The following is a 23,569-nucleotide window of genomic DNA, read 5'->3' as shown; positions in this document are numbered from 1 at the left end:
CCTTCTGAGGGAATCGTCGCCGTCGGACTCGGCCGATTCGCGGGGAGCTGGGAATGAGGTTAGCCTTACCTGAATAAGAGCTGATCCCAACAGCCCCTAAGGCTAGCCTTACCTAAATTGAAAAGCAAAGCGGGTCCGTAACCCCGAGGCCCTCACCCCATGGCGACAAAGAACCAGCACCCCGCGACAGCCGAGGCATCCCTCCCCCCGGCACGTCGGTGCTGGGCCGGCATGATCGCGGTGATCGTCGCGGTGCTGTTGATCGCCGGAGGAGCCACCGCACTGCTGTGGCCACACGGCGGTCTGCGCGACATGAACGGCAACGCCGTCGCTCTGGATGCCGCCGCAACGCCTGCCGGCCCGCAGCTGACCGACATGGATCCCGTTGACGACACGAACACACGCTTCGCCGTTCCCTCGGTCGGGCTCGACGTGCCCCTGGGCGCACTGACGGCGGTCGGCGACGAGATCACCCCGCCCGGTTTCACCTCGGCCTATCTGGTACGCAACCTCGGCGTCACACCGCAGAACGCCCCGGAAGGCACCGTCTTCGTGGTGATGCACTCGCTGCGCGACGGCGCGGTGGGCCCCGGCAACTATCTCATCGACGTCGACAGCGGAACAGCCGCCGTGCACCCGGGCGACGAGGTCGACGTCTCAGGCGTCGCCTACACCGTGACCGGGGCGAGCGACATCATCAAGACCGCCATCGCCGACGACGACGACATCTGGGCCGATCAGCCTGGCCGCCTCGTGGTCATCACCTGCCTGCAGCGCCCGGGCGGCGGCCCCTCGCACGACAACATAGTGATCACGGCCCAGCGCACAGCGGGCTGAGTAGCTCAGGGTCGCAGCGGCAGCAGGTCGGAGATGTCGGCGCGAGTGCCCGAGGCGAGAATCCGACCAGAGGCTTCGGCATCTTGCCACTGCTGCTGGCCGAGAGCGAGCGAGATCCAGGTCATCGGGTCGGTCTCGACCACGTTCGGCGGCGTGCCCCGGGTGTGCCGCGGCCCCTCGATGATCTGCACGGCACCGAACGGCGGCACCCGCACCTCGACGGTGTGCCCGGGCGCCTTCTCGCCCAGCAGCTGCAGCAGATAGCGAACCGCGGTGGCCAGGTCGTTGCGCCCCGGGTCGCCGCTGTCGACGCCGGCCAGGGCGGCTCTGCCTTCCTCCATGGAGATCTTGCGCGCCATGCGGCCCACGCTACCCCGGCGGTGCCGTCGACGGGAGGCCGCAGATAGGCTGGCAGCGTGAGAATCCTGGTCCTCGGCGCGGGCGCCCGCGAGCACGCCATCATCCTCGCGCTGCGTGAAGAGAACACGCCGCACGAGATCTTCGCCGCCCCCGGCAACGCCGGCATCGCACACGACGCGGTCGTGGTCGCGCTCGACGCGAATGATCCCGCCGCCGTCACGAACTATGCGAACGACGAGAACATCGACCTCGTCGTGATCGGCCCCGAGGCGCCCCTGGTGGCCGGCGTCGCCGATGCACTGCGCGAGCGCGGCATCCCGGTCTTCGGCCCCGGCAAGGCGGCCGCACAGCTGGAGGGCTCGAAGTCGTTCGCGAAGCGTGTGATGGATGCCGCGGGTGTCCCCACCGGCCGCGCCGTCAACGCACGCACCCTCGACGAGGTCGCCGCCGCGCTCGACGAGTTCGGCGCGCCGTTCGTCGTGAAGGCCGACGGCCTGGCCGCCGGCAAAGGGGTCATCGTCACCGACGACCGCGCAGCGGCTCTCGCCCACGCCGGGCAGTATCTCGCCGACGCGCCCGTCCTCGTCGAAGAGCATCTTGCCGGCCCCGAGGTGTCGCTCTTCTTCTTGTGCGACGGTGACCACGTGCTGCCGCTGAGCCCGGCGCAAGACTACAAGCGCCTGCGCGACGGCGACGAAGGACCGAACACCGGCGGCATGGGTGCGTACTCACCGCTGCCCTGGCTGCTTGAGCACTTCGGCGGCGAAGATGCCTTCGTCGATGCCGTCACGCGCGAGATCGCCGAGCCGGTCATCCATCAGCTCGATGCCGAGGGCACCCCGTTCATCGGGCTGCTGTATGCGGGGCTCATCCTGACCGAGCAGGGCGTGAAGGTCATCGAGTTCAACGCACGCTTCGGCGACCCCGAGACGCAGGTGGTGCTGCCGCGGCTGGTCGACCCGCTCTCCGAACTGCTGCTGGCAGCGGCATCCGGTCATCTCGAAGACTTCCCGAAGCCCGCCTTTGCCGAGGCGACCGCGGTCACGGTGGTGCTGGCCAGCCAGGGCTACCCGGAAAAGCCGATCACCGGACGGGTGCTGACCGGGCTGGATGCCGCATCCACGGTCGAGGGCGTGCACATCGCCCATGCGGCGACCGGACGCACCGATGAAGGCCTGGTGGCCACCGGGGGACGGGTGCTCAATGTCGTCGCCCTGGGCACGACGTTCGCCGAGTCGACCGAGCGCGCCTACGAAGCCCTCGCGAAGATCGGGCTCGAGGGCGGGCAATACCGCACCGACATCGCCGCCCGGGTCATCGAAGACTGAGCCATCGAGCACTGAGTCACAGCTGCGCGAGCCGCGGCACGACATCGCGCACCAGTGCTTCGACGGTCTCAAGCTGCCGATCACGGCGCACGCCGAACACGACCAGGTCGATGCCCAGCTCGGCGAAGCGCTGCATCGTCGGCCAGAATTCAGCGCTGCCCGGGTCGAGGCGGCTGCCCATCACCTGCTTCTCGATCGCGTCGTAGTCGGTGCCGACGGCGTCGCAGTGGCCGCGCAGCACGTGGAGCAGGTGCGCGACCTCATCGGGATCGGCCGTGGTGAGATTGACGATCTGCGCATACTGCGCGGCGATGCGCAGGGTCTTGCGCTCGCCCTTGCCCCCGATCATGACGGGCGGATGCGGGGTACTGACCACCGGCGGGCTGTTGAGGGTCTCGGCCAGCGTGTAGTGGGCGCCCTCGAACGGGCCGGTCTCGTCACCGAACATCTGCAGCGCTATCTGCACGGCCTCTTCGAGCCGCTCGAAGCGCTCGGCCAGGGCCGGGTAGGGCACGCCGAGGGCGCGGTGTTCGCGCTCATACCAGGCCGCTCCGATGCCCAGAGCAGCACGGCCTGAGCTGAGCACATCGAGCGTCGTGACGATCTTGGCGAGAAGACCGGGATGCCGATACGTCACGCCCGTCACAAGGGGGGCCAGCCGCATCCGGTGTGTCTGCGCCGCCACGTAACCGAGAGTGGTGAACGCCTCGAGCATCGGCTCGGCCGGGTCGCCTGCCGCCTCCATCTGGAACCAGTGGTCCATGACGGTGAACTGGTCGACACCGCCGTCCTCGGTGGTGCGCGCGGTGTCGGCGAGGCCGGTCGGAATCGTCGCCGGCGCACCGGGCATCGTGTAGTTCCAGAAGTGTATTCCCGCATGCATGAGGTCAGGCTATGCCTCGATGCGGCGGGACCGGAACCCGGGTCCGCTCGGAAAAACCAGTGGTCGACTACTGAGGCACGCTCATCGCGGGCCCGCTAGGTTCGGGGCTCAGTCTTCGACGTCAGGAGCCCCTCGTGCGTGCGCACCCCTTCTTCGACCGTTCCGCATATGGACGCGGTCTGCGATCCGTGGGGATCGTCGCCGTGTTCGCAACGGCGTTGGCCGGCGCTCTCGCCCTCACCCCACCGTCTGCCGCGCGCGCGGCAGAAGCGACGCCCACTCTCACCGTCGACGCATCGTGCACATGGAACGCGGCGCTGAACGCCATCGCCACCGCCCGCGCGGTCACAACCCCGGGCGCGGGGGTGTTGTGCGGTAGCCAGGCGGTCTTCGGCGACCGTTCCACGACCTTCACACTCACCCTGGCCACCGACGTCACCCTCACCGAGACGGCGAAGATCACCTACTCACTCGTCGTCGACGGAGACGGCCACACCGTCTCTCGTGGTGGTGAGACTCCGTTCCGTCTTTTCTCGGTGACCTCCAGCGGCGACCTGACCATCGAAGACGCCGTGCTCACCGGCGGGCGCGTGGTGGGTGCCGACGGCGCCGACGGTCCCGCCGACCCGACGCTGGCGTGTTACACCGACGGTGACTGCACCGCCGACGCCGGTGGCGCCGGCGCCGATGCCCAAGGCGGCGCCATCGCCGTGACGGGCGGCACCCTTGACCTGGAGCGCGTCGTCCTCACCGACAACAGTGTCGCCGCCGGCGATGGCGGCAACGGCGGCCACGGCCGTCCCGGGCGCTCCGGCGACAGCTTCGACGTCGACGGATACCTCGGGGGCGCGGGCGGCAATGGCGGCCACGGCGGCGTAGCGCGCGGTGGCGCCGTGTACTCGGATGGCGGCACGGTGACCATCAGCGACTCGATGTTCACCGGCAATGCCGCCACCGGCGGTGACGGTGGCGACGGTGGCGACGGCGGCCACGGTGGCAATGGCGCCGACGGTGCTGCACCCTGGTGCCACGACGACGGCGCCGGTATCGACGGGATCGACGGCGGCGACGGCGGCAATGGGGGTGACGGCGGGAATGGAACCGCGGGAGGCGATGCCTTCGGCGCGGCGGTCTTCGCCCGCGGCGGCGATGTCGTCGTGCGCCGGACCGTGATCGAGAAGCAGATCGCGACAGGGGGTGGCAGCGGCCAGGGCGGCGGTCGTGGCGAGATCGGACAGGGCGGCGCTGACAACTCCGACGAGACGATCACGTGCTACCCCGAGATCGACCCCGGCGGCGGGGGATTCGAAGGCGCAGACGACCCCACCGGCAACGGCGGCGGACCCGGCGTCGACGGAACCGACCGCGGGAGTGCCGGACACGGCGACATCGCCTCGAACGCACTGGGAGCCGCGATCTTCTTCGACGGCTACACCGACAACGACCTGCTGGGTAACTCATCGGGCACCTTCGCCCTCGAAGACTCCACGGTGACCGAGACGACATCGGTACCCGGCAACGGCGCGGGCAATGCTATCGAGTCCGACTGGGACTGCGCGGCCTATCACGACCAGTCCCGGCAGAACCAGCTGTGCGACGCCATCCACTTCGACCGCGGAATCGGCACCGCTGTCGCCGGCGACGGAGCGCTCACCATCGTCTCGTCCACGATCGCCGGCAACACCACGAAGCTCTCTCTGGCGAAGTCACAGTTCGATGACCAATGGCAGCTGAACGCCGGGCTCATGCAGGCGTGGGCCTCTGACACCAATGCCGCTTTGACAGGAGAGAACACGCCCGAGTGGCACAGCAAAGCGTGGCTTGAAGAAGATCTGACGACCTATGTCTGGAAGCCGACGATCCCGGTCACCGTGACAAGCAGCATCGTCGGCCCGAATGCTGTGCGCACCACCGACGGCGTCGACCACCTCGCAAACGGCTGCCGGCAGATGATCGACCAGACCGGTGGCGAGACCGGAACGTACGTCGGGTGGGAGGTGCGCAACATGGCGCTGACCTCGGGGGGCCACAACGTCTTCTACGGTCAGGACGCGACCTACGGCGACGCATGCGTCTCGGCGACAGGCACCGATCATGCAGTGAACGCGGGCGCGCTGAACGTCGACGGCTACGAGACGCTGCTGACCACCTATGCGCTTCCCGGCGGGTACGAGTCATCCGGCTATCTGCCTGCCGGTGTGGCGCGCGGCAACGGCAGCGTGTGCACCGACGGGGATGACCCCGGCCTGGATCAGGCAGGTCAGGACAAGCCCGCCGCCTGCGACATCGGCGCCGTGCAACGCCCCACCCAGATCGTGACCCTGCGCGGATCGGTGCACGGCGAGAAGACCTACGGCGACGCGAAGGGCACCTACACCCTGACCGGGGTTGCGGGCCTTCCCGACGACATCGACATCTCGACGTTGGCGGTCACCTGCGATCTCGACGGATGGACCGATGATGCAACCCTGATCGTCGCCGACTACCCGATCGACCTCGACAGCTGTGAGCTGTCGGGGAGCGCGACCGGTCCGGGCGCCGACCACTATCAGTTCACCATCCTCACCGGAGCAAAGAACGCCCACTTGACGGTTCGCCGGGCGCCTTTGCATGTCACTGCGTCTGACGCGGCCGTGCATTACTCCGATCGCACCCCGGCGATCACCCCGACGTACGACACCGGCGATCTGAAGAACGGCCAGACCATCGCGGCCTTGCGCGACGCCGGCGATCTGTATGACCCCAGCTGCTCGACCCCGTACGCGCCGGGAGACGACGTGGGAACATACACCTCGTCGTGCAAAGACGGTTCCGCCGCGAACTACACGCTCGTCTTCACTGCCGGCACGGTGACTGTCACGCCCGCGTCGGCCATCGTCACGATCTCTGGCACCATGCGCTACGGCGACCAACCGAGCTTCTACGTGGCATCCTCATCACCGTCTGGTGTGTCGCTGGATGGCACGCAGGTCACCTGCACGAAGACGACCGATGGAACGAAGCTGTCTGACCTGCACGTGCAACGGTCCCAGCCGTACAGTTATCCGATCGACGCGGCTTCGTGCACCGGTCCGACCACCGACACGAGCGGTGACTACACCGTCACGCTGGCCGGCGGCACCATGGGCGTCACCTCGGTTCGCCTCGTCGTGGCCCCCATCGTTCATGACATCACCTTCGGCGAGCCGGCCGAGGTCGGGGTGTCGTACGACGGGTTCGTCGGCGACGATGACGCCAACGTGTTCACCACGACGCCCACCTGCGCCGCTGACGACTACGGACCCGGCGACATGGTCGGTACCTACACCGCGTCGTGCTCGGGCGGCGCGGCCAACGACTACACACTCGTCTACCCGACGGCCGAGTTCGTGGTGGCAGCCGAGGTCATTCCGGTGACCGTCACCGGGTCGAAGGTGTATGGCGAGACGGCCCAGTTCACCGTCTCGGGCTCGTCGCTGTTCCCGGCCGACGCGGTCGTGAACTGCCCGCAGACCAGCGACAGCCAGGATGTGTCGGGGCGCCTGCCGGTCGGCGAGTACACCCTCAATGGCTCGCTGTGCGCGGGGCCGATGACAGACTCTTCGGGCAATCACGCCTTCGACTACACCGGCGGCACGCTCACGGTCTCCAAGAAACAGCTCACCGCAACGCTGGGCGAGAAGACGATCCGGTATGGAGCGCCGGTCCCGGCCATCACGCCGAGCTACACCGGCTTCGCCTACGGCGACGACGCGTCGGTGTTCTCCACGCCTCTCACCTGCCTCACGACCTACCACGTCGGCGATGGTGTCGGCCAGTACGACGCCGGGTGCCTCGACGACGCGGTGGCCGAGAACTACACCGTGCGCTCCACATTCGGCACCGTCACGGTCGATCCCGCCCCACTGGCCGTGCACGCGCCCGCCCCGACGATCGAATTCGGGGATGCCGTACCCGCCCTGACCGCGACGTATGAGGGCCTGGTGCTCGATGAGGATGCGGCGCAGCTGGTCGCCAGCGGGGCGCTCGTCGAGCCCACCTGCACGACGAGCTACCAGCCGGGCTCACCGGTGGGCGCCTACCCGATCACGTGCGCGAACGGCTCGGCCGTCAACTACGTCCTGAGCTTTGTGCCAGGCACCATCACCGTCGAACCGCAGCGCGTCGAGGTCACCGTCGGCGGTGCCGCCGACTACGGCGACGAGATAGCGGTGACACCTGGCGCGCTCGGCGACGGCGTGACTGTTCCCGGTGATATCGCGTGCACCGCGGTCATCGGCGGTGCGCCCATCGACGCGCACCTCCCCGTCGGCCACTACACGGTCGACGGCGCAAGCTGCACAGGCCCGGCCGCAGACGCCTCCGGGAACCATGCGTTCTCCTACACCGGTGGTGATCTGCGCATCCTCCCGCGATCCCTGGTGGTCACGGCATCCGACACCGACGCGGCGTACGGCGCCGATGCCCCCGAGGTGCACCCGCGATACGTCGGCTTCGCCGTCGGTGAGGGTGCCGGCGACCTGACCACGCCGCCCACCTGCACCACGAACGACTACGCCGCCGGCGATGACATCGGCACCTATCTCACCCAGTGCTCGGCGGCCACCGCGCCGAACTACCGATTCGTGTACGCCACGGGTGCGCTCACCGTGTCGCCGGCCGTGCTGCGCGCGACCACCTCCGATGCGACGACCATGTTCGGGCGGTCTCTGCCCACCCTCCCCGTCGAATACTCCGGCTTCGTCGCCGGCGACGACGAGAGTGTTCTCAGCCACGCGGCCGTGTGCGCCGCGTGGGACAACGGCCGCCCCGTAACACGTTTCACCCTTCCGGGGACGTATCCGATCGTCTGCACGGCGGGGGCGGCGAACAACTACACCTTCGACTATGCGACGGGCACGGATGCCGCCGGCCTGACGATCGACTGGCCGTCGCATTTCTCGTTGACGCTGTCGGCGACCGATGTCACCGCTGGTACGACGCTGCAGCTGAGCGGTGGCGTGCTTCCGACGGGAACGCGCCTGCACATCTGGTTGGAGTCGACCCCGGTCGACCTCGGCAGCGCATCTCTGACCGCTGACGGAACGTTCGCCACCACGGTGACGATTCCGGCCGCGACCTCGGCGGGTGCCCACCACATCGTGGTGGACGCCACCCTGCCGAACGGCACCGTTATCAGCGAATCCGCTGCTGTGGCGGTCGCCGTACCCGCCGCGGGCGACGACTCGGGTGTCACCGACGACCCATCGGCCGTCACCGACGGCACAACCGGGACCTCAGCCGTCACCGACGGCACAACCGGGACCTCGGCCGTCACCGACGGGACGACCGGGACTTTGCCCGTCAGCGACGGGACGACCGGGACCTTGCCTGTCACCGGCGGCACGCCCGGGCTCGGTACCGGTCTGCTGGTGGCGCTGTTCGCGCTTCTGGCCGGCGCGGCATCGCTGGCTCTGGCTCGCCTCCGTCGACGCCGAGCGGCCCGATGATAACGACCGGGTAACCCCCAAGGCTGTTCACAAGGAGCGCGGTCTACGCTCGGGAGTCGTGAAGCTCCCCCTGCCGCACCGTGTCAACCGCTATGTGTCGCGGGCCGGCAAGGCCGTACAGGCCGAGCGCATCGCCTATGCGCGGTCAAAGCCCGTGCTCAGTGACGTCGTGCTGTACGAGTCCTTCGCGGGGAACGGGGTGCTGTGCAATCCCGAGGCGATCTTCCGCTACCTGCTGGGCCGGCCCGACTTCGACCACCTGTGGCACGTGTGGGCCATCGACGACGACGCGGCCCTCGCGCGCTTCACGGACGAGTTCGGCACGCATCCACGGGTCTCTGCTGTGCGCCGCGGATCATTCGACTACTGGCGCACGCTGTCGACGGCCGGTTACCTCATCAACAACGCGACGTTCCCACCGGCGTTCGGCAAGCGACCCGGTCAGGTGTATCTGAACACGTGGCACGGCACCCCACTCAAGCTCATGGGCTTCGACATGCCCGACGGCGCCATCGAGTCGGCCAACACGCTGCGCAATCTGCTGTCGGCCGACTATCTGCTGGCCGCCAATGAGTTCATGGCCGAGACGATGTACGAAGACGCCTACCGGCTGCGCAACGTTTACCGTGGGCAGATCATCACGGAAGGCTACCCGCGCATCGACCGGCAGCGCCTCAGCCCTGCACAGGAGAGCGACGTGCGCACCGAGCTGGACCGCCAGGGCATCGCGGCAGGAGAGCGGCGCATCGTGCTGTTCGCCCCGACCTGGCGCGGCTCGTCGTTCAGCAACCCCGACGACGACCTCGACGCGCTGGCCGCACAAGTGAAGGCGCTGCAATCACGCGTCGGCGACGACACCGTGGTGCTGCTGAAGACACACCAGGTCGTGCACGCACTCGCATCCACGCGGCCGGCGCTGCGCAGCATCCTTCTCCCCAACACGATCCCCACCAACGTGCTGCTGGGCGTCGCAGCGGCGCTGGTGACTGACTACTCCTCGATCTTCTTCGACTATCTGGCCACGGGCCGGCCCATCGTCTTCTTCACGCCGGATGCCGACGATTACTCCGCCGCGCGCGGCACCTATCTTTCCCTCGACGAGCTGCCCGGACCGGTCACGGCCGATCCGTTCGAGGCGGGCACGCTGGTCGCCGAGCTGCTCGAGGGCCGGCAGCATGAGCGGTACGCACAGTGGGCGCAGCGCTTCACGCCGTACGACGACGGCGAGGCCACCCGCCGCGTCGTCGACATCGTCTTTCGCGGGCGCACCGTCGGCCGCCGCGTGCGGCCGGCCGTCTCAGACGGACGCACGCGCCTGCTGTTCTTCCTGGGTGGAATGCGCTCGAACGGCATCACCACTTCGGTGCTGAACCTGTTGGGCGCCATCGACCACGAGAAATACGATGTGACCGCGCTCATGCCGCGTTTTCGTGCGGAGGACCCGCTCGCGAACCGGGAGCTGATCCACCCCGCCGTGCGACAGGTCTTCCGCATCGGCGGCATGAACGGCTCGAAGGCGCTGCAGCTGCGCCGCCACGCCCGCGACCGGCGCGGCCTGCCGCCGGCACCGCGCGACGAGCACTGGCACGCGCAGCTGTGGGACGGCGAATGGGCACGCGTGTTCGGCTCGGCGACGTTCGACTGGGTCGCCGATTTCAGCGGCTACAGCCCGATCTGGACGAACCTGCTGCTGCACTCCCCCTTCGCCCCGCGCGCGGTGTGGCTGCACAACGAGATGGCCGCCGACCAGCAGCGCACCGTGGCCGGCAAGCAGCCGCATCGCCGCGCGCTCGGACTCGTCTTCGCCCAATACGGCGCGTTCGACCACCTGGTGTCGGTCTCGCCGAGTCTGACCGCGCTGAACCGTGCCGAGCTGTCGGCATACGCGGCGCCCGAGAAGTTCGTCACGGTGCGCAATCTGCCCAATGTCGCCCGGGTCTCAGAGGGGATGCGCGCGCCGCTGCGCAGTGTGCTGGAGGCGGACGAGGCCGTGCCGGAGTGGATGTCGCAGCTCGAGCAGCCCGATCACGACAGCGTCTGGTTCGTGACCGTGGGGCGCCTGTCGACCGAGAAGAACCACGCACGCCTGATCCGCGCCTTCGCGCAGGTGCATGCGCGGGATGCCCGCGCCCGGCTGCTGATCGTGGGCGCCGGGCCGCTCGAGGGCGAATTGCAGCAGCTGATCGCCGAGCTCGGGCTGGAAGGCACCGCCTTTCTGGCGGGGCTGCGCCGCAACCCCTTCGCGATCCTGGCCGCTGCCGACTGCTTCGTGCTCTCCAGCACCTACGAAGGCCAGCCGATGGTGCTGTTGGAGGCCGCGCTGTGCGAGCTGCCCATCGTCTCGACCGCGTTCGCTTCGGTGCGCGATGCCCTGCCCGGCGACACCATCCGCGTCGTCGACCAGCACGACGACGCACTGCGCGATGGAATGCTCGCGCATCTGGCGGGTGAGATTCCGGTGACCCGACTGGATGCCGCCGCCTACACCTCCGAGGTCGTCGCCGAGCTGGCGGCGGTCATCGACGCTGGACGGGCCGCGACCGCCACCGGGGCGATCCGAACGATCCGGCGCGGCTGAGCCACCACCAACGTGATTGGCTAGGAGGGTCGCGATGTGCGCGGCACGAGGAGGAATGCCATGACGGATGCCGCAACCGAGGCATCGACGCTGTTCTATCGAGCCGGCGGCCGCAACCGCTTCACCGCTCGCGAGGCGATCGTCACAGCGGTGAGCAACCCGACTGCCGAGTACGTGCGGGTCACGCTGACGGGCCCGGACTTCGGCGACTTTCCCGATGCCGGCCCGAGCGACCACGTGCGCACGTTCTTCCCCGATCCGGCCACCGGCGAGCTGGTCGCCCCGGTGGCAGCCGGCCCCGGGCAGGACGGCATCACCCGGCCCGACCGCGCCACTTTCGGGCGCGACTTCACCCCGCTGAACGTGCGCGATGAAAACGGCCGGCGCCTGGTCGACATCGACATTCTGCGCCATGAGAGCCCCGGTCCGGCCGCGCAATTCGGCGCGCAGGCCGTCGTGGGGTCACGCCTGGTGCTGGTCGGACCGCGCGGATCACGGCAGGCGACCCAGAACGCCCCCCGCGTCGTGCTCGTCGTCGACGGCACCTCGCTGCCGGCGGCGGGCCGCTGGCTGGCTGACGTCCCGGCATCCACGACCGTCGAAATCATCGCCTCGGCGTTCGATCTCGACGCGGCGCGCGCGTACCTGCGCACCTTCGCCGACCGTGAGTTCGCGCTGCACGCCGCCGGCGATGACCTCATCGCCGCGCTGACGGCCGTGGGGGTGGATGCCTCAAGCTACGTGTTCGCTGCCGGTGAGGCATCCACTCTCGTGCCGCTGCGCCGGCACCTGCGCCACACCCTGGCGCTGCCGCGTGAGCAGTACACGGTCAGCGGTTACTGGCGGCAGGGTGTCGAGGCGTGGGATCACCACGCCCCAATCGACCCCGCCGACCCCGACTGAACGGCCACCCGGCCGTCGGTCAGACCTGTCAGTGGTGCTGCCACTCCGCCGCTGTCGTCGCTCGCGGGTCCTTCATGAACAGCACGACGACCACGCCCACAGCCATGATGATCGCCGGCAGAAGCATGGCCTGCGCCATGGCCTGACCGAACGGTCCGGCGATGACGGCCGGCAGCTGGTCGCTCCCGCCGAACCCACCGGCCTGATCCGCAGCGCCCGGCAGGTTCGCCTCGAGCCGACCCTGCATGAACGCGGCGATGGCGGCCGAGCCGAGCACCGATCCGATCGTGCGCGTCGTGTTGTAGATGCCTGAGCCGGCCCCGGCCTGACGCGGTTCGAGACTGCGGGTGGCCGTCGTCGCCAGCGGGCCCCACACCCCCGCGCTGCCGATGCCCATGACCGCCGAAGGCAGCAGGAACATCCAGATCGGGGTGTCCATGTTCATCAGCGCGGCGTACCAGAACAGCGCTCCGGCGAACAGCGCGACGCCGGGCACGAGAAGCAGGCGCGAGTCGATGCGGTCCAGCAGCCGACCCGCGAAGGGCGAGAGCGCACCGGCCAGCACCGCCATGGGGATCATCAGCAGTGCCGACTGTGTGGGGGTCAGCCCACGGGCCAGCTGGATGAAGAACATCAGCGGCAGCGTCATGCTCGTCACGGTGAACCCGACCACCGCGATCCCCAGGTTCGACACCGAGAAGTTGCGGTCGCGGAAAAGGCCCAGCGGCACAAGCGCCTCGCTGCGGGTCTTGGCCTGCTGCCAGATGAAAACGCCCAGCAGCACGACGCCGACGGCGATGAGCTCCCAGACGGTGATGGGGCCCCAGATCTTGCCCCAGTCGTACTTCTCACCCTCTTGCAGACCGAACACGATGAAGAACATCGCCGCAGCCGAGAGGAAGACACCCACGATGTCGAAGCGGTGCGGATGCGTGGGCAGCTTGGGCACGAGGATCATGGCCAGCACGAAGCCGACGACACCGACTGGCAGGTTGATGAAGAAGATCCATTCCCAGCCGAGGCCGTCGACGAGAAGGCCTCCGGCCAGCGGGCCGACGAGCATGGCGACGCCCGAGGTGGCACCCCACAGGCCCATCGCCGCACCCCGCTGGTTCGGCGGGAAGGTGCGGGTGATCACCGCCATCGTCTGCGGCGTCAGCAGCGCGGCGCCCAGGCCCTGCACGGCGCGGAAGGCGATCAGCGTGGTGAGGGTCGTCGACAGGCCGCAGCCGAGCGAGGCGAGGGTGAAGATCGCGAGGCCCACCAGATACACGTTCTTGGGGCCGAACCGGTCGCCGAGGCGTCCGGTGATCAGCAGGGGCACCGCGTACGCGAGCAGATAGGCGCTGGTGACCCAGACGACGTTGTCGAGATTGTTGGTGTTCGGGTCGAGCGCCGCTTTGATCGCCGGGTTGGCCACCGAGACGATCGTCGTGTCGACCAGGATCATGAAGAAGCCGATGACCAAGGCCCACAGGGCCGGCCACGGGCTGCGCGGCTGGTGGCCGTGCGAGGTGGTGGATGCCGCAGTCGGTGCCGCGGAACTGGTGTCTGTCACTTCTGTGCTGCCTTTCGCATGGCCTCACGGGCGGCGAGGTTTTCGGGGGTGAGGTCTTCATGCCCCCACGGATAGTCCTCGCGCTCCAGACGCGCGAGGAGGGAATCGGTCCAATCAAGGTCGGCGCGCAACAGCGCGCAGTGACGGTCGAGTTCGACGATGTACTGATCAGAGACGCCGCGTGTGCGTGCAGACTGCAACCCGTTCTGCATCAATGCGTATTCCGCAGCGAGCGCACTTTTTCTCGTGGAGATTTCGGCGATGACCTCGGAGCGGTCGAGGTTGTGCGCCTCGGCTAGCGCAACGCGAAAGTTCTGCGCGCCGTCCCCGGCCAGGTGCGATCGCACCCACTCCTCCAGTGCGGCGGGCCCGGCGTCGGTGAGCGTGTAGGTGGTGCGCTCGGGCCGGTTGCCCTCACGGTCGACGCCCACCTCAGCGATGAGCCCGTCCCGTTCGAGCCGGGCGACCGTGTGATAGAACGTGCCGTTCGTGATCCTGACCATGCGGTCCTCACGACGGTGCCGCAGCAGCCGCATCATCTCGTACGGATGCATGTCGCCCTCGCGCAGCAGCGCGAGCACCATCACGCCCAGCGGCGTGAGTGCGGCATCCTTCATCATCACTCCATATCGATTAGTCCAGATGGACTATACACCCCCGGCGCGGTGGCGGACGCCGGGCGCCACCGCAACGCCGTCCCAAACTGCCGGTTCAGCCAGCCGAAGCGACAATAAGGGCCCGCCCTTCCGTCTCCCCGACGCGACACCGTCCCAAACTGCCGCATCACGCAGACGATGCGACACAGTGGGACGGCACAGCGCGGCGCGCGCGGCGGCACAGCGCGACGCGCCCGGCGGCACAGCGCAACGCGCCCGGCGGCACAGCGCGGCGCGCCACGCACCCCGGCATCCCTCAGCCGCCCAACCCCACCGCAACCCCGTCCCAAACTGCCGCTTCAGCCAGCCGAAGCGACAATATGGGCCCGCCCTTTCGCCTCCCCGACGCGACACCGTCCCGAACTGCCGCATCACGCAGACGATGCGACACAACGGGACGGCGTACCGCAACGCGCCCGGCGGCACAGCGCGGCGCGCCCGGCGGCGCAGCGCGGCGCGCGACGCACCCCGGCATCCCTCAGCCGCCCAACCCCACCGCAACGCCGTCCCAAACTGCCGCTTCAGCCAGCCGAAGCGACAATACGGGCCCGCCCTTTCGTCTCCCGACGCAACACCGTCCCAAACAGCCGCATCACGCAGACGAAGCGACACAACGGGACGGCGTACCGCAACACGCCCGGCGGCGCGGCGCAGCGGCGGACGCCGGGCGCCACCGCAACGCCGTCCCACTGAGCCGGTTCACCCAAGCGATGCGACACAACGGGACGGCACAACCCGAGATCGCGCTGCCGGCACCGCATGGGTCGCAGGCGAGACGCCGCGACGGATGGGAGGATGGGCAGGTGAGCACTCCCGACACCCTCCCCGGCTGGACGCACATCTACTCCGGAAAGGTGCGCGATCTGTACGCCCCGACGACGGAGGCGACCGGATGCTGGTGGTCGCCAGCGACCGCGTGAGTTCGTTCGATTACATGCTTGAGCCGCCGATTCCCGGCAAGGGCGAGCTGCTGACGACGCTGAGCCTGTGGTGGTTCGATCGCCTGGCCGGCGGCGACGGCGGAACGCCGATTCCCAATCACCTCATCGACGGCGCCACGCCGCCCGAGGCAGTGGCCGGACGCGCAATGGTCGTGCGCAAGCTCGACATGCTGCCGGTGGAGTGCGTCGTGCGCGGCTACCTCACCGGCTCGGGCTGGGCCGAGTATCAGGCGAGCCAGACCGTGTGCGGCATCCATCTGCCCGACGGGCTGCACAACGGCGACCGGCTGCCCGCGCCTATCTTCACTCCGGCGTACAAGGCGCCGCTCGGTGAGCACGATGAGAACATCTCTTTCGACCGCGCGGTCGAGCTGCTCGGCGCGGCGCACGCCGAGAAGGTGCGGGCGCTCTCGCTCGACATCTATGACCGCGCCGCCGCCACGGCCGAAGAACACGGGCTCATTCTCGCCGACACGAAGTTCGAGTTCGGCATCGCGCCGGATGGCACGGTGACGCTTGCCGACGAGGTGCTGACGGCGGACTCGTCGCGGTATTGGGATGCCGAAGCCTGGCGCACCGGCTCAACGCCGGCCGAGCGCATGGCAAGCTTCGACAAGCAGATCGTGCGCGACTGGCTTTCGGCCCACTGGGCCCACGCGCCCGGAGGCTCGGCGCAGCGCGCCAGCGATGCGTCGAGTGGGCGTGGGGAGGGCCACGCGCCCGGAGGCTCGGCGCAGCGCGCCAGCGATGCGTCGAGTGGACGTGGGGAGGCCCAGCAGAGCGAGCCCCCGACCCTGCCCGCAGAGATCGTCGAGCGCACCGCTGCCCGATACCGCGAGCTGATCGCACGCCTCATGTCCTGACCCGCCCTCCGACCCGTCAGTCGTCGCATATGGCCCCTCCTCACGACGGAAGGGGCCATTCGTGACGACCGAATCGGGATGCCTCGACTGCTGACCTGCAACACGCGCACCGACCGCTTATACACCGCAGCATCCCGATCGTCCCGCATCGACAAGCGTGTCTGCACCCCTCGGCAATTGCACCGGAGTTCGCCATCACACCCTTTGTGCGCCACCACATATAGTGGTGCATTCTACGTTGACCCCCACATATAGTGATCCTGCGTTCCGGTGGTCGAAAGAACGCATCGACACACAACACGGGGAGTCACCATGCACACATCCGACGCCGTCAGCGTCGCCAGCACCGTCGAGGAGTACCTCGACCGCTCCGACTGGCGGGTGAACGCCAACGCCAACCAGGGGTACTCGCTGGGCGGTCTGATCCTGAACGCCTCGGGCAAGCTCATCGCCAACTACTGGCTGAACGAGGTCTATGCCCCCGAGGCCGGCGAAGCCCACCGCGCCGGCGACATCCACATCCACGACCTCGATGTCTTCGCCGGCTACTGCGCCGGCTGGTCGCTGCGGATGCTTCTCGAAGAAGGCTTCAACGGCGCGCCGGGCAAGATCGCCTCGGCGCCGCCGAAGCACCTGACCAGCGCCCTCGGGCAGATGGTCAACTTCCTGGGCACCCTGCAGAACGAGTGGGCCGGTGCCCAGGCGTTCAGCTCGTTCGACACCTACCTCGCGCCGCTCGTGCGGCTCGACTCCCTCAGCTACGAGCAGGTCGTGCAGGCGCTGCAGGAGTTCGTGTACAACCTCAACGTCCCCTCGCGCTGGGGCACGCAGACGCCGTTCACCAACCTGACCTTCGACTGGACCGTGCCCGATGACCTCGCGGCGCAGCATCCCCTCATCGGCGGCGTCGTGCAGCAGTTCACCTACGGTGATCTCACCGCCGAGATGGGAGTGATAAACCGCGCATTCATCGAGGTGATGAGCCAGGGGGATGCCGCGGGCCGGGCATTCACGTTCCCGATACCCACTTACAACATCACCCGCGACTTCGACTGGGACGGCCCCAACGTCGAGGCGCTGTTCGCCATGACCGCGAAGTACGGCCTGCCGTACTTCCAGAACTTCGTGAACTCCGATCTCGACCCGCACATGATCCGGTCGATGTGCTGCCGCCTGCAGCTGGATGTCACCGAGCTTCTCAAGCGCGGCAACGGACTGTTCGGCTCGGCCGAGCAGACCGGGTCGCTGGGAGTGGTCACCGTCAACTGCGCCCGACTCGGTTTCGTGCATGCGGGAGACGAGGATGCCGTCATCCGGCGCCTCGACGAGCTGCTCGAGATCGCCCGCGACAGCCTGGAGACCAAGCGGGCCGTCATCGACGGGCACATCGCCGGCGGGCTGTTCCCCTACACCAAGCGCTACCTGGGCAGTCTGCAGAACCACTTCTCGACGATCGGGGTCAACGGGCTCAACGAGTACGTGCGCAATGTCACCGGCGACACCGACGACATCACCACCGAGCGCGGCCGCGCGCTGGTGCTGCGCCTGCTCGACCACGTGCGCGAGCGGATGGTCGCCTTCCAGACCGAAACCGGCAACATGTACAACCTCGAGGCCAGCCCCGCCGAGGGGGCGACCTACCGGTTCGCGAAGGAAGACATCGCGCGATACCCCGGCATCATCCACGCCGGCACCGACGCGAACCCGTACTACACCAACAGCTCGCAGCTGCCGGTGGGGTGGACCGACGACCCGTTCGAGGCACTCGAGCAGCAAGAGCAGCTGCAGGCCGCGTACACCGGCGGCACGGTGCTGCACCTGTACATGGGCGAGGCTCTCGTCTCGGCCACAGCGTGCAAGAACCTCGTGCGCCGGTCGCTCGAGCGCTTCCGCCTGCCGTACATCACGGTGACCCCGACGTTCTCGATCTGCCCCGCGCACGGCTACGTGTCGGGGCACCACGAGCAGTGCCCCGAGTGCGGCGCCGGCTGCGAGGTGTGGACGCGGGTGATGGGCTACTTCCGCCCGATCTCGTCGTTCAACATCGGCAAGAAGGGCGAGGCCGCCGAGCGGCGGTACTTCTCCCAAGAGGTCGCCGCGCCCGAAGCGGCGCTGGCCGGAGCGTCATGACGCTGCGGGTGGCGGGACTGACCCGCCTCTCGTCGGTGGACTGGCCCGAGCACCTGGTGGCCACCGTGTTCCTGCAGGGCTGCCCGTGGGACTGCTTCTACTGCCACAACCCGGCGCTGATCGATCCGCGGGCGCCCGGGCAACTCGCCTGGAGCGACGTGCTCACGTTCCTGCGCAGACGACGCGGGATGCTGGACGGCGTCGTCTTCTCGGGCGGTGAGCCGACGCTGCACGCGGCGCTGGAACCGGCCGTCGACGAGGTGCGCGCGCTCGGGTTCGGCGTCGGGCTGCACACCTCGGGTGCGTACCCGCGCCGGCTCGAGAAGCTGTTGCCGCGCCTGGACTGGGTCGGGCTCGACATCAAGGCGACCGACGACGGCTACGACCACGTGGTGGGGCGCGGCGGCGGAGCCGACCGGGCATGGCGCGCGCTCGAGCTCGTGCTGCACGAGCATGCGCGCCGCGCCGGGTCGCTCTCGTACGAGGTGCGCACGACCGTGCACTCCGATGCGATCGACGAGGCCGGGCTCTGCACGCTCGCCGACCGGCTGGCCGACGCGGGGGTGGGCACGTGGGCGCTGCAGCGCTTTCGCACGACCGGCACGAGAGAGGGGATGCCGCGGGTCGACGGTCCCGCGCGCCCGGTCGACCTGGGTGTGGTGGACGCCGCCCGGTTCGAACGGGTGATCATCCGCTGACCTCGGTCGCTCGAGCGAGCCGCAGGCAAATCGAAACGCCCCCCGCTCGTTGAGCGAGCGAAGCGAGTCGAAACGCCCCCTCGCCCCAGACACCCCCGCCGCGCGCAGACCACCCGCGCGGCGGGGGCCTTCGTCAAGCGGCCTCGGGGCGTCCGATCTCGACGCGCCAGGTCGTCGGGCCCTCTTCGAGGTACTGCCAGGTGAACTGGCCCTCGTGCTCGGCGGCGAACTGATAGTAGAGCGGCTTCGGGTCGTGATCGTTGACGAGGATGTAGCTGTGCCCGGGTTCGAGGGCGTTGTACTTCTCGAAGATGATCACATGGCGCTGCGCCGGGATCAGTTCACGGACATCGAGGATTTCGGACTCGCTCATGGAGCTCCCTTCAGGATTCACCTTCGACGCTAGACCCGCGGGAAGGGGGTCGGCTCCGATGCGACGAGATCCGGTGCTCACAGGCCGTTCCCAGGTAAGGTTCTGGAAGCGGCATCCGACGGCCGCGTACTGGGTCGCCGGCATCGTGGCGATCGTCCTCGCGCTGTCTCCGAAGATCGGCGAGATCTTCCACACCATCCCCGATGGTGTGCTGGGCGGGGCCACCACCGCTCTGTACGGCCTCATCGGCATCATCGGCATCAAGATCTGGGTCGACAACCGCGTCGACTTCTCACGTCCGGTCAACCAGTACACGGGAGCGGTGGCTCTGGTGATCGCAATCGCGAACTTCACGATGGGCTGGGGCGACTTCCAGCTCACCGGCATCGTGCTCGGCGCCGCGGCGGCCCTGATCATCTACCACGGCGGCAACGCCATCGCCCGCGTGCGCAAGACCGGCGCCGACGACGGTGGTCCGATCCCGGCCGTCGGCCAGCTCGGCGGCGACCCGGAGTAGCCGGCGGGGCGGGCGCGACCCGACCGGGCGACCCGCGCCGGCGTTCAGAACTCAGCCCATTCGTCGAGCACGGCACCGACACGGCCGCGAACGGCACGTATCCGGCACGAAGAGGCTGAGTTCTGAACGCTTCGGCCGCCCGTACCCGCGCCGCAGCGCTGCTGCGAACACCGGGCGCCGGGCGCCGGGCGCCGGGAGCCGGGAGCCGGGCACCGCGAACACCGGGCGCCGGGCGTCGAACACCGAGCGCTGGGCGCCGGGAGCCGGGCACCGGGCCCCGGGCCACCGGGCTCAGTGCACGCCGAGGAAGTCCTCGAGCGTGTCGGGGGTGGCCGTCAGCAGCGGCTCACGCACGTTCTCGCCCGGGAACTCGCTGGCCTCGAAGAACCACCGGCGTGAGGCGGGCATGCCCCACAGCTGCGCGCGGCGGCGGTTGCTGATGTCCCAGCGGATCGGCTGCTCTTCGAGGTCGATGAACTGGTAGTGCGTGGTGAACAGTTCGATGCGATGCTGGTCGGGGTCGCGCAGATACAGGAACACGGCGTTGCTGATGCCGTGGCGGCCCGGTCCCCGGTCGATCTCCTCACCGAAGCCGGTCGCACCGGCGACATCCGCCGCCCGCATCAGCGACGAGACATCGGGCACCGTGTAGGCGAAGTGGTGCAGGCGCGGCCCGCGCCCGTTCGTGAAGACGAGATCGTGGGTGTTGCCCTTGACCTCCATCCACGTGCCCCACAGCTCGTCGGTGTCGTCCTTGGCGGTGTACTCGCTCATGCGCATGCCCAGGCCCGTCCAGAAGTCGGTGGCCGCCTGCACGTCGTAGGTCACGCACTGGTAGTGGTCGATGCGCTGCGGGGCACCGGCGACGAACTCATCGAAGTTCTGCATCTTGCGCTCGACGAGCGACATGCTGCTGGTCAGCTCCATGTGCGTGCCCACGGGGTCGCGAAAGCGCAGGGTCGGTCCCTGGTGCGGCAGCTCGACGCGCTCGTGCTCGATGCCGTGCGCGGCGAAGTGCTTCTCTGCGGCGACGATGTCGTCGTCGGTGCGCACCCGCAGCCCGATCTGCAGGGCCTGCGCAGTCTCGGCGCGCTCGAGCACGAGGCTGTGGTGCGCCGATTCCTCGAGTCCACGCAGGTAGACGACGTCATCGGCCTCTTCGGTGACCACGAGCCCCACCGTGTCGCGATAGAAGTCGCGGCTGGCGCTCAGGTCGGTCACGGCCAGGCGCACGTGGCTGGCACGGGTGAGGGTGAACGGGGGATTCTGGTTCCAGGTGGGCAGCATCGCCTTCTCCTTCGGGTCGGTGTTTCCATCGTCGGCGAGCCGGCGTCGTGGCGGAATCCCCGAATCACCTCTCGAAGCAATAGTCATTCGCTATATCGAGAGCAGAGCTATCATCGACACCATGGAACTGCGGCACCTGCGGTACTTCACCGCCGTGGTCGAAGCGGGCTCATTCTCGGCCGCAGCGCAGGCCCTGCACCTGGCGCAGCCCTCGCTGAGCGTCGCTATCGGCAAGCTCGAGGCGTCCGTGGGCGTCGCCCTGCTCGTGCGCTCGCCGCGCGGGGTCGAGCCCACCAGTGCGGGGCGTTATCTGCTGGATGCCGCAGCCGGCCTGCTCTCAACCGCAGACGACATCGTCGAGACGCTCGGACGCTTCGGCGCGGGAACCACCGGTCGCGTTTCGCTCGCCGTCGTGCCCACGCTGCTGTGGCACCGGCTCCCCCGGCTGCTGCGGGCCTTCGCCAAGGCCGCACCCGATGTCGAGGTGCGCCTGACCGACCCGCCGCCGTGGACGGCGATCGACATGCTCGCCCGGCGAACGGTCGACGTCGCGATGATCATGGTCGACGATGGCCCACGGTTCGCGAAGCGACACCGGGGGCAGTTCGACATCGTCGACGGCGGTGACATTCCCCTCGTGGCGGCGCTGCCGCCCACCGAGACCGATACGCCCGACCCGCTGCCACTGCAGGCGTTCGAGGGCCACACTCTCGTGCTGCCGCAGCGCACGGCCGCGGTGCCCAGCCTGCCCGAGGCTGTCGAAGACGCGCTTCGCGCGTGCCACGTGACCCCCGGCGCCGTGCGCACCGCAGAAACGATCCAGACCAGCATCCCGTTCATCGAGGCAGGAACCGCCTGGGGCATCCTGCCCGACCCCGACGGCGCGAGTCTGGGGCGCTTCGACCTGGTCACCCGCCCGCTGCACCCCGCGCCCCGTCCGCTGCGCTCTCTCGTGCTCGTGCGCCCCGGCGCGGCGCAGTATCCCGTCATCGATCGCTTGCTCGCGTGCCTGTCGTCGGCCCGCGCAGCAGATCCTGTACGATGATGTGTACGAAATATCGACTCGGCGGAGAGTGCGTGTGGCGGTTGCGAGCAAGGCAGAACAGGCCTACCTGACCCTCAAAGAGCGCATCATGGACGGCACGTTCGGCCCCGGTCGGCGCCTGGTGATCGACCAGCTCGGCCGCGAGTTCAACATCAGCTCCGTGCCCTGGCGCGAGTCGTTGCGACGCCTTGAGGCCGAGGGCTGGGTCGAGATCATCCCGAATGTCGGCGCCATGGTCAAGACATTCGACACCGACGCCTGGAAGCACACCATGCTGCTGCTGGCCCGCCTGGAAGGCTTCGCCACCTCGCTGTCGGCCCAGAACCTCACCTCCGACGACATCGCGCACGCCCGCACCCTGAACACCGAGATGGGCGACGCCCTGGCCAACTTCGACACCGGCCGGTTCGGGCAGCTCAATCGCGAGTTCCACGAGCTGCTGTGTTCGCGGTGCGAAGACGCCCGCCTCAACGACATGGTCATCTCGGAGTGGGCGCGCGCCGAGGTCATCCGCCGCTCAGCGTTCTGGTACGCGCCCGGGCGCGCCCTCGCCTCGATCACCGAGCACGAGTCGCTCATCGACCTGATCGAGGGCGGCGCCGACGCCGAGATGATCGAGACCGCCGCGCGCCGGCACGAGATCAAGACGGTGGATGCCGTGCTCAAATACGACGCGGAGCGCGACGGACGCTGAGTGAAAGGCTCACTCTGCCGCGTGCATAGCGCGCGCGAGCGCTGAGAGGGCTCCTGCGGCATTCGTCAAAGCCGAGCGGTCGGACTCGGGCAGTGTGTCCAGCGCGTCATCGACCGACGCGGCCCATGCGGCCGCTATCGCCTCGTGCTCGCGACGCCCCTCCTCGGTCGGGTGGATACGGCTGGTGCGTCGATCCGCGGCATCCGCCGATCGCACGACGAGACCGCGCGAGGTCAGCACGCGCAGTGCGGCAGAGGTGTTCGGCTGCCGCAGCCCGAGGGCGGCCGACAGCTCGCCGACCGTCTGCCCCGGCCCATCGATGACCTGCTTGAGGAGGGCGACCTCCGTCGTCGGCAGAGGGCCGACACCTGCCCGTTCGGGGATGCGCTTGTGGATGACCCAGGCGAGCTCCCGGAGCGTCACCGCCAGCCCGTCAGTACTCATGCCCGT

General features: G+C 68.7%; 17 protein-coding genes and 1 pseudogene. 11 read left to right on the top strand and 7 right to left on the bottom strand.

Annotated features, from left to right (window positions below; all coding sequences use genetic code 11):
- Window positions 1-159: 159 nt before the first annotated feature.
- Window positions 160-837: a class F sortase gene (locus ET475_RS07525; RefSeq protein ID WP_242497801.1), complete on the top strand. Its 678-nt coding sequence runs from the start codon at window positions 160-162 to the stop codon at window positions 835-837.
- Window positions 838-842: 5 nt separating this feature from the next.
- Here ET475_RS07525 and ET475_RS07520 read toward each other — a convergent pair whose 3' ends face one another.
- Window positions 843-1,196 carry a sterol carrier family protein gene (locus tag ET475_RS07520; protein ID WP_129388061.1) on the bottom strand — a complete coding sequence of 118 codons (354 nt, stop codon included), beginning with the start codon at window positions 1,194-1,196 and terminating at the stop codon, window positions 843-845.
- Between the two features lie 57 nt (window positions 1,197-1,253).
- Here ET475_RS07520 and purD point away from each other — a divergent pair, with 57 nt between their 5' ends.
- The gene (gene purD / locus ET475_RS07515) at window positions 1,254-2,525 is read left to right on the top strand and encodes a phosphoribosylamine--glycine ligase (protein WP_129388058.1); all 1,272 of its coding nucleotides are present in this window, start codon (window positions 1,254-1,256) and stop codon (window positions 2,523-2,525) included.
- 16 nt (window positions 2,526-2,541) lie between these two features.
- Here the strand turns inward: purD and ET475_RS07510 are convergent, their stop codons facing one another.
- Window positions 2,542-3,408, bottom strand: a complete 867-nt coding sequence (locus ET475_RS07510) for an LLM class F420-dependent oxidoreductase (protein WP_129388054.1) — start codon at window positions 3,406-3,408, stop codon at window positions 2,542-2,544.
- A gap of 134 nt (window positions 3,409-3,542) precedes the next feature.
- Here ET475_RS07510 and ET475_RS07505 point away from each other — a divergent pair, with 134 nt between their 5' ends.
- The 3 genes from ET475_RS07505 to ET475_RS07495 are packed head-to-tail and all read left to right on the top strand — an operon-like array spanning window position 3,543 to window position 12,357.
- Entirely contained in the window at window positions 3,543-8,876 is a 5,334-nt protein-coding gene (locus tag ET475_RS07505; RefSeq protein ID WP_129388051.1) for an MBG domain-containing protein, read from the top strand.
- Between the two features lie 58 nt (window positions 8,877-8,934).
- A complete protein-coding gene (locus ET475_RS07500; RefSeq protein ID WP_129388048.1) occupies window positions 8,935-11,454 on the top strand; it encodes a glycosyltransferase in 2,520 nt (839 codons plus the stop codon).
- A 60-nt stretch (window positions 11,455-11,514) separates the two neighbouring features.
- Complete coding sequence (locus ET475_RS07495; RefSeq protein ID WP_129388045.1) at window positions 11,515-12,357, top strand: siderophore-interacting protein; 843 nt, start codon at window positions 11,515-11,517, stop codon at window positions 12,355-12,357.
- Between the two features lie 28 nt (window positions 12,358-12,385).
- On the opposite strand, the gene ET475_RS07490 is transcribed toward ET475_RS07495, so the two are convergent.
- Together ET475_RS07490 and ET475_RS07485 are read right to left on the bottom strand one after the other, a co-directional pair.
- Complete coding sequence (locus ET475_RS07490) at window positions 12,386-13,915, bottom strand: MFS transporter (protein ID WP_129388041.1); 1,530 nt, start codon at window positions 13,913-13,915, stop codon at window positions 12,386-12,388.
- A complete protein-coding gene (locus tag ET475_RS07485) occupies window positions 13,912-14,532 on the bottom strand; it encodes a PadR family transcriptional regulator (protein ID WP_242497800.1) in 621 nt (206 codons plus the stop codon). Before ET475_RS07485 ends, ET475_RS07490 begins: the two co-directional genes overlap by 4 nt.
- Before the next feature lie 931 nt (window positions 14,533-15,463).
- Here ET475_RS07485 and ET475_RS07480 point away from each other — a divergent pair.
- The 3 genes from ET475_RS07480 (at window position 15,464) to ET475_RS07470 (ending at window position 19,203) form a co-directional block, all read left to right on the top strand.
- A complete protein-coding gene (locus ET475_RS07480; protein WP_129388035.1) occupies window positions 15,464-16,375 on the top strand; it encodes a phosphoribosylaminoimidazolesuccinocarboxamide synthase in 912 nt (303 codons plus the stop codon).
- Between the two features lie 312 nt (window positions 16,376-16,687).
- Window positions 16,688-18,505 carry a ribonucleoside triphosphate reductase gene (locus ET475_RS07475; protein WP_129388031.1) on the top strand — a complete coding sequence of 606 codons (1,818 nt, stop codon included), beginning with the start codon at window positions 16,688-16,690 and terminating at the stop codon, window positions 18,503-18,505.
- Entirely contained in the window at window positions 18,502-19,203 is a 702-nt protein-coding gene (locus ET475_RS07470; RefSeq protein WP_129388028.1) for an anaerobic ribonucleoside-triphosphate reductase activating protein, read from the top strand. The genes ET475_RS07475 and ET475_RS07470 overlap by 4 nt, the downstream gene beginning before the upstream one ends.
- Window positions 19,204-19,336: 133 nt before the next feature.
- Here ET475_RS07470 and ET475_RS07465 read toward each other — a convergent pair whose 3' ends face one another.
- A complete protein-coding gene (locus ET475_RS07465) occupies window positions 19,337-19,576 on the bottom strand; it encodes a DUF2249 domain-containing protein (protein ID WP_129388025.1) in 240 nt (79 codons plus the stop codon).
- A gap of 112 nt (window positions 19,577-19,688) precedes the next feature.
- Between ET475_RS07465 and ET475_RS07460 the strand changes: the two are divergent.
- A pseudogene (locus ET475_RS07460) lies at window positions 19,689-20,093 on the top strand (solute carrier family 23 protein); the annotation flags it as partial.
- Window positions 20,094-20,384: 291 nt separating this feature from the next.
- Here ET475_RS07460 and hpaD read toward each other — a convergent pair.
- The gene (hpaD, locus tag ET475_RS07450) at window positions 20,385-21,467 is read right to left on the bottom strand and encodes a 3,4-dihydroxyphenylacetate 2,3-dioxygenase (protein ID WP_242497799.1); all 1,083 of its coding nucleotides are present in this window, start codon (window positions 21,465-21,467) and stop codon (window positions 20,385-20,387) included.
- Between the two features lie 34 nt (window positions 21,468-21,501).
- Between hpaD and ET475_RS07445 the strand changes: the two genes are divergently transcribed.
- Together ET475_RS07445 and ET475_RS07440 are read left to right on the top strand one after the other, a co-directional pair.
- Window positions 21,502-22,425 (top strand): LysR family transcriptional regulator, encoded by a 924-nt coding sequence (locus ET475_RS07445; RefSeq protein ID WP_129388022.1) that lies wholly within the window; start codon window positions 21,502-21,504, stop codon window positions 22,423-22,425.
- A gap of 34 nt (window positions 22,426-22,459) precedes the next feature.
- Entirely contained in the window at window positions 22,460-23,119 is a 660-nt protein-coding gene (locus ET475_RS07440) for a GntR family transcriptional regulator (protein ID WP_242497798.1), read from the top strand.
- A gap of 9 nt (window positions 23,120-23,128) precedes the next feature.
- On the opposite strand, the gene ET475_RS07435 is transcribed toward ET475_RS07440, so the two are convergent.
- Window positions 23,129-23,563: a MarR family winged helix-turn-helix transcriptional regulator gene (locus tag ET475_RS07435; protein ID WP_207205436.1), complete on the bottom strand. Its 435-nt coding sequence runs from the start codon at window positions 23,561-23,563 to the stop codon at window positions 23,129-23,131.
- Window positions 23,564-23,569: the final 6 nt, after the last annotated feature.

The organism is Microbacterium protaetiae, assembly GCF_004135285.1.
GTDB lineage: Bacteria > Actinomycetota > Actinomycetes > Actinomycetales > Microbacteriaceae > Microbacterium > Microbacterium protaetiae.
The sequence above is the reverse complement of the archived record's forward strand: the minus strand, read 5'-3'. Positions and strand labels throughout refer to the sequence as shown.